The organism is Tessaracoccus lubricantis (assembly GCF_039544535.1).
Lineage (GTDB): Bacteria > Actinomycetota > Actinomycetes > Propionibacteriales > Propionibacteriaceae > Arachnia > Arachnia lubricantis.
On record NZ_BAABLV010000038.1, the window covers coordinates 14,992 to 27,954 of the forward strand.

Consider the following 12,963-nt stretch of genomic DNA (forward strand, 5'->3'; position numbering starts at 1 on the left):
TGCATCGACACTGAACCCCAAGTGAAATCGCGCGCCGCATCTGGCAGGCTTGGCTCGTGGACATCGCACAGGACAAGGACCGCACGCACGAAGGGATGGCTGGAGCAGACCTCTTGGGGCTGACGCCCGGGATGGTCGTTCAGGAGCTCGGCTGGGACGAGGACGTCGACGCCGACCTACGTGACGACATCATGGACATCATCGACGCCGAGATGATCGAAGACCCCCTCGAGGCGGTCGACGTGACGATCCTCTGGTGGCGCGAGGAGGACGGCGACGTCGCCGACGGCCTCGTCGACGCGATGACGGACCTCGGCGACGACGGCTTCATCTGGCTGCTCACCCCCAAGGTCGGCCGGTCCGGATTCATCGACGCGGCATCGGTGGCCGAAGGCGTCACCATCGCCGGACTCTCCCTGACCCGCACGGCGAACGTGGCCTCGGACTGGCAGGCGACCAAGGTCGTGCGCCCCAAGGGCGGACGTCGATGACGGCCCGCATCGGCGTCATGACATCTGGCGGCGATGCACAGGGCATGAATGCCGCGGTCCGCGCCATCGTCCGGGCCGGGATCCACGAAGAGGCTGAGGTCTTTGCGATCAAGGAGGGATGGCAGGGCGCCATCGCCGGCGGCGACAACATCACCCAACTGAGCTGGAGCGACGTCTCCGGCATCCTCCCCAAGGGCGGCACGGTCATCGGCACCGCACGCTCCATGGAGTTCAAGACGCGCGAAGGGCAGCTCACCGCCGTCGAGAACCTGGTCGGCAGGGGCATCGACCGGCTGATCGTCATCGGCGGCGACGGTTCGCTGACCGGCAGCCGGGCGCTGTGCCTCGCCTGGCCCGAGTACATCGCCGAACTGCGCGAAGCGGGCCGCATCACCGTCGAGCAGGCCGCGGCGCACCCCCGGCTGCGCATCGCGGGGCTGGTCGGCTCCATCGACAACGACATGGTCGGCACCGACATGACCATCGGTACGGATTCGGCGATGCACCGCATCACCGAGGCGATCGACGCGATCAGCTCGACCGCCGAGTCGCACCGGCGCACGTTCATCGTCGAGGTCATGGGCCGCAGCTGCGGCTACCTGGCGCTCATGACCGCCATCGCGGGAGGCGCCGACTACACGTTCCTGCCCGAGTCGCCACCGCGGCCCGGCTGGGAGGACCGCATGGTCGACGTGCTGCAGCGCGGCCGCGACGCGGGACGGCGCGACTCGATCATCGTGGTCGCCGAGGGCGCCGCTGACCGCGAAGGGGTGCGGATCACCGCGGAGCGCATCCAGGCCGAGCTGCGGGAGCGCACCGGTGAGGAGGCCCGCATCACGATCCTGGGCCACGTGCAGCGCGGCGGCACCCCGTCGGCGTACGACCGGTGGATGGCGACGGCGTGTGGCGTGGAGGCCGTGCGGCAGGTGCTGCTGGCAGACGACGACACCGAGCCCGTCCTGGTCGGCGTGCACCGCGACGAGGTGATCGCAGTCCCGCTGCTCAAGGCGGTCGAGGACACCCACCACATCGCCACGCTGATCGCCGAGGGAGACTACGGCGCAGCCGTGCGTGCCCGCGGCGCGGGGTTCACCCAGATGATCGACATCTACCGCGTGCTGACCGAGGCCAGGCCCACCGTCGAGATGGCGCCTGACGCGAAGCGCATCGCGGTCATGCATGCCGGGGCGCTGGCCCCCGGCATGAACCAGTTGGCCCGCGTGGCCGTGCGCTCCGGCCTGGACCGCGGCTACCACATGCTGGCCGTGCGCGGCGGCGTGCCGGGCCTCGTGTCGGGCGACGTGGAGGAGGTGTTCTGGCATGACGTCGAGGGCATGGCCAACACTGGCGGCGCCGCCTTCGGCACGCGCCGCTACGTGCCGACCGAGTCAGACCTGTACGCCATGGCGCGCTCGCTCGAGGAGCACCGCGTCGACGCGCTGCTGGTGATGGGCGGTTTCCACGCCTACGCCACCGTCGACATGATGGAGCGCGAGCGTCGGCGCTATCCCGCGTTCAACATCCCCATCGCGCTGCTGCCCGCCAGCATCGACAACAACCTGCCTTCGTGGCCGATGGCGGTGGGGGCCGACACGGCGCTCAACACCGTCGTCGACTCCATCGACATGGTGCGCATGTCGGCGTCGGCCAGCAAGCGCGCGTTCGTCGTGGAGACGATGGGTCGCGGGTGCGGCTTCCTGCCGCTGGTCGGCGGCATCGCAGGCGGCGCCGAGAAGGCGTACCTGCCGGAGACGGGGCTGTCGCTGGACCAGCTCGCCACCGACGTGGAGGCGCTCGTGGACGCCTTCGAGTCCGGCCGCTCCTTCTACCTGGCGGTGATGGGCGAGGAGACCAGCGAGCACTACACCTCCGACGTCGTGGCGCGGCTGTTCGAGGCCGAGGGCAAGGGGCTGTACTCGGTGCGGCAGGCCGTGATCGGCCACGTGCAGCAGGGCGGCATCCCCACGCCCTTCGACCGCATCAACGCCACCCGGTTGGCCTACACGGCGGTGTCGAACCTCGACGGGCAGCTGCGGGCGGGGCAGGCGAACTACGTCGCGGCCTCCAGTTCGGAGGCGGGCCTGCTGGCGCCGCTGCGGACGGTCACCGAAGGCATGGACTGGGACGCCCAGCGCCCCCGCGAGCAGTGGTGGATGGCGCTGCGGCCGGTGTTCGACCAGCTCAGCCGCCGCCCTGGCCAGGAGTGAGCGCACACTGGTTGACGGTGATGCCGAAGCTCTCACTGGCCGCGCACTCCATGCTGACCAGTTGAGCCAGTGCCGGTGAGTCCTCGGGCACCGTCGTGGGGACGGTGTCGCGGAACACGAGCGTGACGGTGCCCAGCTGCAGCAGGGTGAACTCCACCTGGTTGGCCACGCCGTCGCTGGCACGGGTGCCCGTGAAGTTGCAGGAGACGCCCTGGCCCTCGCCGCTGATCGGCACCGTGACGGGCAGGCCCTCGGCCACGCCCGTGAACAGCTGGCGGTGGTCGGTCATCAGGTCGAGGCAGGCCTGGTCGAGTGGCCCCGTGACGTTGGTGAGGCTGACGGCCTGGATGCGCACGTCCGTCGTGAGTTCCCGGATGCGCACCAGCCTGCGCTGGTCCTGCACCAGCTCGTCGGCGTAGAGCTGCCAACCGGGCGGCATGTCCAGGACGGCGCCGTTGAGCGCGAGCCGCACGCCGCTGGGGGTCGACGAGACGGGGCTGGGCTCCTCCTCGGGGCCGGTCGGCAGCTGGGGGCTCTCCGCGGGCGCGGGCGCCGGGCCCGACTGCGTCGGAGCTTCGCTCCCGGGGTCGGTTTCGTCGGGCGTGTTCGGCTGCTCGTTCGGTTCCGCCGAGGGTTCTTCGGCGGGATCGGCGGTGGCCGGCTCCACCTCGGAGGCCGACGACGGCGCGGGCAACGCGACCGACCCGCCGTCGCCCCGCTCACCGAAGACCAGCCACAGCACGCCCACGACGGCGGCGATCAGCAGGGGGAGGACGGCGACGGCGAACCAGGCCCGTCGGGAGTCGCGGTCGGGCCCGGAATCCTCGGGCTGGAGGCCACGTCTGGCCCCACCACTGGAAGGGCGCGTTGCCGGTACCGGGATGGGCACGGGACCGCGCTCCGACGCCGGCAGCGGTACGGCGCGCCTCGCGCCGGTCCGGGGCGGGGGTGCTGCGGGCTGCGGTTCGGGGCCGTCGCCTTCGGGAGGCAGGCCGCGACGACCGTACGGGTTGGCCATGACACCTCCTCCAGTCCAGCGCGGGGTCCAATCTACTTCTTCTCGCGCAATCACCGGACTCTGGCCCACTCCAACTCGTTGAATCTGGATCTGGACTGGTCCAGTCTCGGCGGGCCACGATTGCGCTCATGACAGAGAACCTCACCACCGAAGACCGCGCCGTCGTCAACAAGGGACTGGCCGAGATGCTGAAGGGCGGCGTGATCATGGACGTCGTCACGCCCGAGCAGGCCAGGATCGCCGAGGACGCCGGCGCCGTCGCCGTCATGGCGCTCGAGCGCGTGCCCGCCGACATCAGGGCACAAGGCGGCGTGGCGCGCATGAGCGACCCCGACCTCATCGCCGGCATCATCGACACCGTCTCCATCCCCGTGATGGCCAAGGCCCGCATCGGCCACTTCGTGGAGGCGCAGGTGCTGCAGAGCCTCGGCGTGGACTACATCGACGAGTCGGAGGTGCTCTCCCCGGCCGACTACGTGCACCACATCGACAAGACCCGCTTCGCCGTGCCCTTCGTGTGCGGCGCCACGAACCTCGGTGAAGCGCTGCGCCGCATCACGGAGGGCGCGTCCATGATCCGCAGCAAGGGCGAGGCCGGCACCGGTGACGTCTCCGAGGCCATGAAGCACCTGCGCACCATCAAGGGCCAGATCCGCGAGCTGGGCGCCAAGTCCGACGACGAGCTCTTCGTCGCCGCCAAGGAACTGGCCGCCCCCTACGAGCTGGTCCGCCGCGTGGCGCGCGAGGGCAAGCTGCCCGTCGTGCTGTTCGTCGCCGGCGGTGTCGCCACGCCTGCCGACGCCGCGATGATGATGCAGCTCGGCGCCGACGGCGTGTTCGTGGGCTCGGGCATCTTCAAGTCGGGGGACCCGGAGAAGCGCGCCAGGGCCATCGTGGCCGCCACCGCCAACTACGACGACCCCGCGGCCATCGCCGAGGCCTCGCGTGGCCTGGGCGAGGCCATGGTCGGCATCAACGTGGCCGACCTCCCCGCGCCGCACCGCCTCGCGGAGCGCGGCTGGTGACCATCGGGGTCGTCGCCCTGCAGGGCGCGGTGCGCGAGCACGTCCAGCTGCTCGAACGGCTGGGCGCGCGCACGGTGGCGGTGCGCACGCCGTCGGACCTCGAGGGCGTCCGTGCGCTGGTGCTGCCGGGCGGGGAGTCGACGGCGATCGCGCGCCTGGCGCGTCCCTCCGGGCTCCTCGGGGCCATCCGCGAACGGATCGACGGCGGGCTGCCCGTGTTGGGGACCTGCGCGGGGTTGATCCTGCTCGCCGAGCGCGTGGCCGACCCGGAGGCGCTGAGCGGCCTGCCCACCATCGGGGGGCTGGACGTCACCGTCCGGCGCAACGCCTACGGCGCCCAGCTGGCCTCAGGCGTGGCTGACATCGAGTTCGCCGACGGCACCATGGGCCGCGGGGTCTTCATCCGCGCGCCGCGGATCGAGCGGACCGGGCAGGGCGTGGCCGTGGTCGCGGCCCGGATGGGCGAACCCGTCGCGGTGCGGCAGGGCAACGTCCTCGCTGCCGCGTATCACCCGGAACTCGCCGGGGACGCCTTCCTCCACGCCCTGCTCCTGGACGCGATCGCGAGCCCGAGCAGCCACACGACGGTGAGCGAGGAGATGGCGAGTTCGAGCGGTCGCGCCAGCCACGTCGCCGGCGTGGCGCCGGAGCGCAGCGGCATCGCCTCGACGCCGTAGGCCGCACCCGGGCCGGCGTCGCGGGACACCACGGCGCCGTACGGGTCGATCAGTCCGGAGACGCCGCTGGTGGTGACCACCAGCACCTCGCGGCGCAGTTCCGCCGCCCGGGCGCGCGTGATGGCGAACTGCTGTTCGATCTGTGCGGTGCCCTGGTACATGGCGTTGCTGCTCTGGACCACGAGGAGGTCGGCGTCGGCCAGGTCGTGGACGACGGGGTCGAACGCCACGTCGAAGCACACCAGCGTCCCGAGGGTGAGCGGGGTGCCGTCGGCGAGCTCGACGTCGAGCAGGCCTGGTTCGGTTCCCGCGACGGACTGGGCGCCGACGTAGCGCAGGTCCGGGATCAGGGGGAGCAGGATGTCGCGGAACGGGATCCATTCGCCGAACGGCACGATGGAGCGCTTCACGTAGACGTCGGTGACCTCCCCGTCGGGTTCCGTCCACAGGCTGGCGGTGCGGCGCTGCTCCGGGCCCGGCCCGTCGAGGATGGCGCCGACGAGGATGGGCCGCTGGATGCTGTCCAGCGCCGAGCCCACGATGTCGCCGGTCTGGGCGTCCGTGCCGGGGTCGAGGTCGGTGGAGTTCTCCGGCCACACGACGAAGTCGGGTTCCGGCGCGCGACCTGCGGAGACCTCCGCCGCCAGCGCCTCGGTCGCCTTCGCCTGATTCGTGGTGATCGTGCGGGCTGGCCCGAGCCCGTAGACCCCGCCGCCGGGGGCGCCACCCTGGACCCAGCCCACCGATGCGCTGCCGTGCGCGGGTGCTGGCGCGATGCGATCTCCTGCGACCGCCGCCGCGGCGACGACGGCGAGCACGACGAGCGTCATCACCAGTGCACCCCTGCGCCTGCGCAGCGCCAGCCAGGCGACGACGTTGCCCACCAGCGCCGTGACGAAGCTCAGCCCTGCGACGCCCACGAGCGGCAGCAGGCCGGCCAGGGGTGAGTCGACCATCCCGTATGCCAGCCGCAGCCAGCCGAACCCGCCGAAGGGCACCGTGGCCGAGGCGAACTCGACGGCAGCCCAGGAGCCGGCGGCCAGCAGCGGCCACCAGCGGGTGCGGTGCGCGAAGTGCAGCAGCGCGCCGAGGACCCCGTACCAGCTGGCCATCACCACGATCAGGCCGACGGTGGCCGCGTCGTTGATGGCCGACATCCACACCAGCGACGGGCCGGCCAGGCCGAGCCCATATGCGAGGCCGACCGCGGCCGTGCGCCCGAGCGATCGGGCCCTACGCGTGGCGAGGGCCAGGCCGAGCACGCCCAGCATGGTCAGGGGCCACCAGCCGAGCGGCTCGAAGCCCAACCCGGTGGCGATGCCCGAAGCCACCGCGAGGGCTGCCACCAGCGCGGCCCGGCCCAGGAATCCGATACGCCTCAACCGATGTCCTCCGGCCCGTCCTGGTACACGTCGGGCACACCGTCGCGGTCCGCGTCCCTCTGGTCGCGGGCCTCGATCCTCCGGTAACGGCCGTTGCGCACGCTGAGCAGGATAGTCGCCAGCACCGCGGCGATCACGGACGCGCCCAGGATTGCGACCTTGGCGGTGTCGTGTTCGGCCGATCCCGTCTCGAAGCTCAGCTCGGCCACCAGCAGCGAGACGGTGAAGCCGATTCCGGCCAGCAACCCCACGCCGATGAGGTCGACCCAACGCAGCGCCGGATCGAGCCGGGTGCGGGTGAACGTCGTGACCAGCCACGTCGTCGTCACGATGCCGAGGGGCTTGCCGAGTACCAGTGCGGCGGCGATGCCCAGCGTCAACGGGTGCGCGACGGCCGCGCGCACCCCGTCCCAGCCGCCCAGCGCGACGCCGGCGGAGAAGAACGCGAACACCGGCACGGCGAACCCGGCCGACAGCGGGCGGAACCGATGCTCGAACTCCTCGGCCAGTCCGGCGCGGGCCCGCACGGCCTCCGACGCGCCGGCTCGGTGCAGGACGGGGATGGTGAAGCCGAGCAGCACGCCGGCGATGGTCGCGTGGATGCCGGAGGCGTGCATCAGCGCCCAGGCCACGGCACCGATCGGCAGCAGGACCAGCCAGGCGGCGAACGGCCGCAGCCCGAAGGACTCCCGGTACCGCTGCGCGACGAGGCCGTAGAGGGCGATGACGGCGAGCGCCAGGGCGAGGGGCAGGAAGTCCACGGCGTCGGTGTAGAAGATGGCGATGATGGTGATGGCCAACAGGTCGTCGACGACTGCCAACGTGAGCAGGAAGATCCGCAGCGCCGACGGGAGGTGCGAGCCGATGATGGCCAGCACCGCGACGGCGAAGGCGATGTCGGTGGCGGTCGGGATGGCCCAGCCGTGCTGCAGCCCGGGGGTGCTGCTCACCAGCGCGGCGTAGATGAGGGCGGGCACGACCACGCCGCCGGCCGCGGCCGCGATCGGCACGATGGCCGTGCGGACGCTGCGCAGGTCGCCGGCGACGAACTCGCGCTTGAGTTCCAGCCCGACGAGGAAGAAGAAGATGGCCAGCAGCCCGTCGGCCGCCCACGCGCCGAGGCTGAGCCTGAGGTGCCAGGGCTCGTAGCCCAGTTCCAGGTCTCGCAACGCGAAGTAGGACTCGGCGACGGGGGAGTTGGCCCAGATGATCGCGACGAGTGCGGCGACCACCAGCAGGATCCCGCCGACGGTCTCCTTGCGGAGGATGGCGGCCATGCGGCGCGCCTCGGCGAAGGAACCGTAGCGGGGGAAGAAGCGTCGGGTGGAGGAGGTGTCCATGGGTGTCTCTCGGGTGATGGTGTCAGGCGGGGGCATGGCCCGGCCGTCGTCATCGACGCGCCGGGGCTACGGGGCCACGACTGGATTGACGCCGGAGAGCATCGGTCCCCACGACGAGACGTACCCGTTGGTGCCGGAATGCAGACACGTCCACGGACCGGGGGTCAGGACCGTGTCGTGCATGGCTGCTCACTCCTCATCGGCGGGGCTACGGGGCATGGATGGTGGGCGCAGAGGGACTCGAACCCCCGACTCCCTGCTTGTAAGGCAGGTGCTCTAACCAACTGAGCTATGCGCCCGGGTGCCGGACGGCGACCCCCATTGTGACAGGGGATCGCCGCCGGCGCACGCCGGGTTCACCGCGCGCAGAACGCCAGGTGCTTGCTGACCAGGTCCTGCGGTGCCCCGTTGTCACGCGTCCACTGGCAGATCTGCCAGTTCGCGCTGCTGCGCACGGCGAGCCGCCAGCTGCTGCCGGAAAGGCGGTAGAACGCCGTCGACATGTAGCGGTAGCCGTCCGGGAGGACGACGGGGAAGTCCACCGCCGCCCAGGACGCGTCCTGCGACGAGCGGGTGCAGCCGGCCAGCACGGTGGAGGCGTTGCCCACGTCCTTGCGCAGCTGCGCCTGCGACACCACGCACGGCACCGGCGTGACGTGCACGATGTTGTTGAAGACGTACTTGTTGACCGTCTGGTACTGGCCGGAGGCGTTCTCGTCGATCACCGTGGCCATGATCTGCGAGCGGCAGCCGTTGGAGCCGGTCCAGGCGGTGTCGCACTCGGTGCGCCACCGTCGGCCGTCCACGGTGTGGTCGCCCGGGGTGACCAGTGGGTTCATGAACGACCACGAGGCCCGCGGGCTGGGCTTGTACGTGAGGTTGTTGAAAGCCCAGCCCTGCTGCTCGACGTAGCGGGACCCGGTGAACGACACGGTGGTCGCCTGGATCTCGGTGCGGCACCGCTCCACGGTGCTGGAGTACATCGAGCACGTGGTGCGCCACAGGCGCCCGTTGACGTTGTGCGTGCCGGGGGTCGTGTACACGTCCACCTGCGCCGCAGCGGGAATCGGGACGACGGTGCCCACCAGGGCGACGAGGACTGCCGTCAGGACGGTCGCGAGGCGGCGCATCAGCTGGCCGGCTTCGCGAGTTCGTCGAGCAGGTCGAGGTCCTCGTACGGCAGACCGGTGAACTGGTCGACGACGGGGTATTCGTACGCCTCGTCCACGACGGCGTCGATGCTCATGGTGCTGGCACCCGTCCGCAGCGTGGTCGACGTGCTGGGCTTGGGCACGGTGTGGTGCACCGACGGCGCCATCGGGGCCCACCGCTGCGCATACTCGAGGAGGTAGCCGTGCTGCGGGAAGGCGCGGTACAGCTGCATGAGCTCGCCGACGTGGGTCTCGTGGTAGCCGAGGTGGATGTTGCGGCCGGTGAAGCGCTCGGGGATGACGATGTCGACGGGAGCGTTGGTCAGGTCGACGGTGGCGAAGTCCTGCCAGCGGCCGTTGTAGTGGGCTTGGAGCGTGGCGCGGCCGGAACCGGTCAGCGACAGGACGTTCTGCGGCGTGTTGTACACCCGCAGGTCGTACTTCGGGGTGACGGACGAGCCCACGGTCTGCGCCGAGCTGAGGTGCACGTCGTCGAGCAGGAACACCGTGTTGTCGCGGTTGTACGGGCTCACCATGAACTGCACCCGCAGGTCGCAGCCCGCCTTCGGCGCGTTGAAGCCGAACGTGTAGTCGGCCCACTGGCCGCTGCCGCGCAGCACGTTCTCGTAGTGCAGCTTCACGTCGGAGCCGCACTGCTCGTAGAGGGCGATGCGCCCGGAGGCACCGGCCCGGTCCGCGGGGTACTTGACGGAGGCGCGCATCGTGAGCGTCATCGGCTTGCCCGCCACGTCCTTCAGCCAGCTGGCCGGGACACCCTTGCTGGGGTTCTCGGACCAGCCGAACTCGAGCCCCTGCCAGGCGTTGCCGCCGGACGTGATGCGGTAGTAACCGTTCTCGACGCGGGAGTAGGACGAGCTGCCCAGCCGGGTCCACCCCTCGGGGACGCCTCCCACGACGTTGCCGTTGAAGTTGCCGTTGACGAGGAACGTGTCGCGGGTGGACCAGGTGTCCGACGTCTTGGGCAGCGTGATCCGCTGCCCGTTCAGGGCCGCGGAGCCGACGTTGAGGGTGGAGGTGCCGTTGACGCGCAGGGGAGCGGCGGGGTAGCCGCGCACGGCGTCGTAGCTGGTGAGCGTGCCGCCGTCGATCTCCAGTTCGTGCACGTCGAGCATGGGCTCGAGCGTGCCGACGGCCTCGTCGACGAGAGCCTTGACCTCGGCCGGGTCGCTGACGGGAGTGCGGCCCGCCGACTGCTCGGCCACCATGCGGCGGTGCCAGAGGTTGAGGCCGATGACGGCCTCCAGGTGCCCGTTCAGCACGGTGGTGGGGAACGACGTGCCGTCCTGCGTGGTGGGGTACTCCTCGAACCACAGGAAGCCGTGCTCCTCGTTGCGGTTCAGGATGCCGCCGGGTTCGGTGACGGGCACCTCGAAGCTGCGGAAGGTCTCGGCGCCGCGGTCGAGCCAGGTGCGGTCGCCGGTGAGGTCGGTCAGCAGCGTGAAGGTGGTCAGCACGCCGCCCTGGGCCAGGCCGGAGTGCCACGGCGCGGTGAGGTCGTCGAGGGTGGGGTTGGCGCTGAAGCGGAACATGTACGGGAACCAGCGCACCGTCTCGCCGTCGGCGTTGGTGGTGGTCTCGGAGCCCTTCATGAGGTGTTGCGCCCCCAGCAGCGCCAGGCACTTCTGGTCCTGCCTGGCCTGCGTCGTCTGGGCGTCGTTGCTGGCCTTGGCGGCGTTGCGGATGAAGTTGCTGATCGACGTGGGGTTGTACATGTCGACGGGGGTGTAGGGCGCCTTGATGACGTAGGGCCGGCCCTCGTCGGTGAGCGCGAAGCCCGCCGGCAGCGGGGCGGCGTTGCAGTACGTCGGCTTCGGCGGCGTCGTGGGCGTGGGCGCCGGGGGAGCGACGCTGAAGTGCACGATGTTGTTGAACACCCACTGGTTGGACTGCTCATAGGTTCGCGGCGTCATCGTCTTGACGCCGTACACCGTGGTCATGATGTACGAGCGGCACGCGTTGCGCCCGGTCTGGGCCGTGTCGCACTCGGTGCGCCACTGGCGGCCACCGATGACGTGCTCGCCGGGCGTCGCGAGCGGGTTGCCCGCCCATGTCGAACGCGGGCTGGGCTTGTAGGTGAGGTTGTTGAACGCCCAGTCGGTGACCTCCACGAACTGGCCGCCCTCCACCTTCACGACGGTGGCCTTGATCTCGGCACGGCAGCGGTCCACCGTCGACGAGTAGGGCTCGCAGCTGGTGCGCCACTCGCGCCCGTTGAGGGTGTGGGTGCCGGGGGTGGTGTAGACGTCCACCTCGGCCGCGGCTTGGGTGGGTGGCAGGGCCACGATGCCGAGCGTCGCCGTGAGCAGCGCCGCCAATCCTGCGCCAATGCGTTTCTTCAAGATCCGTCCTTACTCAAGCTCTCACCATCAGGGCGTCGCCTGCGACCTTAACCGCTGGTCAGGTGCCCACCCAAACACAGGTTCCAGTGTTACCTGAGCTTCGTGCGGTCGGTCGCAAACACGCTGGGAAGGGGGAAACCCACGGCGCGGGGTAGAATGGCCGATTGTGGCTAACGATGATCTCTCCACCCGCCTGACCGACCTCGGCCATTCCCTCGACTCGATCGAGGCCGTCGCCGACCTGGAACGGCTCCGCGCCGAGATCGCCGAGCTCGAGGAGCAGGTGGCCGCACCCGACCTGTGGGACGACCAGGACAACGCCCAGCGGGTGACCAGCCAGCTGTCTGCGAAGCAGGGCGAGGTGGACCGGCTCGTCGGGCTGCGCTCCCGTCTCGAGGAGGCCGAGCTCATGCTCGAACTCGCCGAGGAGGAGAACGACGCCGACACCACCGCCGAGGTGGTGCGCGAACTCGACAAGCTGGCCAAGGACGTCGAGGCACTCGAGGTCCGCACCCTGCTCTCCGGTGAGTACGACCCCCGCGACGCGCTGATCACCATCCGCGCCGAGGCCGGCGGGGTGGACGCCGCCGACTTCGCCGAGATGCTCATGCGCATGTACATGCGCTGGGCTGACCGCCACGGCTACGCCACCGAGGTCTACGACACCTCCTACGCCGAGGAGGCGGGCCTCAAGTCCGCCACGTTCGCCATCAAGGCTCCCTTCGCCTACGGCACGCTGTCCGTCGAGCAGGGCACGCACCGCCTCGTGCGCATCTCGCCCTTCGACAACCAGGGCCGCCGCCAGACGTCGTTCGCCGGCGTCGAGGTGCTGCCGGTGACGGAGGAGGCCGACTCGATCGACATCCCCGAGGCCGACCTCCGCATCGACGTGTTCCGCTCGTCGGGTCCGGGCGGGCAGTCGGTCAACACCACCGACTCCGCCGTGCGCATCACCCACCTGCCCACCGGCATCGTGGTGAGCTGCCAGAACGAGAAGTCGCAGCTCCAGAACAAGGCCGCCGCGCTGCGCGTCCTCCAGTCGCGCCTGCTCGAGAAGGCCCGCCAAGACCGCGAGAAGGAGCTCAACGCGCTCAAGAGCGACGGCGGCAACTCGTGGGGCGCGCAGATGCGCTCCTACGTGATGAACCCCTACCAGATGGTCAAGGACCTGCGCACCGAGCACGAGGTGGGCAACCCCGAAGCCGTCTTCGACGGCGACATCGACGGCTTCATCGACGCGGGCATCCGGTGGCGCAAGAAGGCTGAGACAAGCGCCTGAGTCGCGGCGTGTCGTCGGACAACCCCCGGTCCG

At 70.5% G+C, this 12,963-nt stretch carries 9 protein-coding genes, 1 tRNA gene and 1 pseudogene; 5 read left to right on the top strand and 6 right to left on the bottom strand.

What is annotated here, in order from left to right; translation table 11 throughout:
* The first annotated feature begins 95 nt into the window (after positions 1–95).
* Both ABEA30_RS13115 and ABEA30_RS13120 read left to right on the top strand, forming a co-directional pair.
* Positions 96–491, top strand: coding sequence for a DUF3052 domain-containing protein (locus ABEA30_RS13115; RefSeq protein ID WP_345583694.1), 396 nt, complete (start codon positions 96–98; stop codon positions 489–491).
* Entirely contained in the window at positions 488–2,698 is a 2,211-nt protein-coding gene (locus ABEA30_RS13120) for a 6-phosphofructokinase (RefSeq protein WP_345583584.1), read from the top strand. The genes ABEA30_RS13115 and ABEA30_RS13120 overlap by 4 nt, the downstream gene beginning before the upstream one ends.
* Here ABEA30_RS13120 and ABEA30_RS13125 read toward each other — a convergent pair.
* Positions 2,673–3,716, bottom strand: a complete 1,044-nt coding sequence (locus ABEA30_RS13125) for a hypothetical protein (RefSeq protein ID WP_345583586.1) — start codon at positions 3,714–3,716, stop codon at positions 2,673–2,675. The two genes, ABEA30_RS13120 and ABEA30_RS13125, sit on opposite strands and share 26 nt — an antisense overlap.
* A gap of 128 nt (positions 3,717–3,844) precedes the next feature.
* On the opposite strand from ABEA30_RS13125, the gene pdxS reads away from it, so the two are divergent.
* Both pdxS and pdxT read left to right on the top strand, forming a co-directional pair.
* Positions 3,845–4,741, top strand: a complete 897-nt coding sequence (pdxS, locus tag ABEA30_RS13130; protein ID WP_345583588.1) for a pyridoxal 5'-phosphate synthase lyase subunit PdxS — start codon at positions 3,845–3,847, stop codon at positions 4,739–4,741.
* The gene (gene pdxT, locus ABEA30_RS13135; RefSeq protein ID WP_345583590.1) at positions 4,738–5,418 is read left to right on the top strand and encodes a pyridoxal 5'-phosphate synthase glutaminase subunit PdxT; all 681 of its coding nucleotides are present in this window, start codon (positions 4,738–4,740) and stop codon (positions 5,416–5,418) included. Before pdxS ends, pdxT begins: the two co-directional genes overlap by 4 nt.
* Before the next feature lie 35 nt (positions 5,419–5,453).
* On the opposite strand, the pseudogene lnt reads toward pdxT, so the two are convergent.
* The 5 genes and pseudogenes from lnt to ABEA30_RS13160 form a co-directional block, all read right to left on the bottom strand.
* Positions 5,454–6,764: pseudogene (gene lnt / locus ABEA30_RS13140) on the bottom strand (apolipoprotein N-acyltransferase); the annotation flags it as partial.
* Positions 6,765–6,796: 32 nt separating this feature from the next.
* Positions 6,797–8,140 (bottom strand): Na+/H+ antiporter NhaA, encoded by a 1,344-nt coding sequence (nhaA, locus tag ABEA30_RS13145; RefSeq protein WP_345583592.1) that lies wholly within the window; start codon positions 8,138–8,140, stop codon positions 6,797–6,799.
* Between the two features lie 222 nt (positions 8,141–8,362).
* Positions 8,363–8,439, bottom strand: a tRNA-Val gene (locus ABEA30_RS13150).
* A gap of 57 nt (positions 8,440–8,496) precedes the next feature.
* Positions 8,497–9,270 (bottom strand): hypothetical protein, encoded by a 774-nt coding sequence (locus tag ABEA30_RS13155; RefSeq protein ID WP_345583594.1) that lies wholly within the window; start codon positions 9,268–9,270, stop codon positions 8,497–8,499.
* Entirely contained in the window at positions 9,270–11,651 is a 2,382-nt protein-coding gene (locus ABEA30_RS13160) for a D-glucuronyl C5-epimerase family protein (RefSeq protein WP_345583596.1), read from the bottom strand. The genes ABEA30_RS13155 and ABEA30_RS13160 overlap by 1 nt, the downstream gene beginning before the upstream one ends.
* Positions 11,652–11,817: 166 nt before the next feature.
* On the opposite strand from ABEA30_RS13160, the gene prfB reads away from it, so the two are divergent.
* Positions 11,818–12,930 carry a peptide chain release factor 2 gene (gene prfB, locus ABEA30_RS13165; RefSeq protein ID WP_345583598.1) on the top strand — a complete coding sequence of 371 codons (1,113 nt, stop codon included), beginning with the start codon at positions 11,818–11,820 and terminating at the stop codon, positions 12,928–12,930.
* The last annotated feature ends 33 nt before the right edge of the window (positions 12,931–12,963 follow it).

Coding starts and splice junctions, on each gene's coding strand:
- ABEA30_RS13120 (WP_345583584.1), top strand. CDS start 488: ATGACGGCCCGCATCGGCGTCATGACATCTGGCGGCGATGCACAGGGC.
- ABEA30_RS13115 (WP_345583694.1), top strand. CDS start 96: ATGGCTGGAGCAGACCTCTTGGGGCTGACGCCCGGGATGGTCGTTCAG.
- ABEA30_RS13125 (WP_345583586.1), bottom strand. CDS start 3,716: ATGGCCAACCCGTACGGTCGTCGCGGCCTGCCTCCCGAAGGCGACGGC.
- nhaA (WP_345583592.1), bottom strand. CDS start 8,140: ATGGACACCTCCTCCACCCGACGCTTCTTCCCCCGCTACGGTTCCTTC.
- pdxS (WP_345583588.1), top strand. CDS start 3,845: ATGACAGAGAACCTCACCACCGAAGACCGCGCCGTCGTCAACAAGGGA.
- ABEA30_RS13155 (WP_345583594.1), bottom strand. CDS start 9,270: ATGCGCCGCCTCGCGACCGTCCTGACGGCAGTCCTCGTCGCCCTGGTG.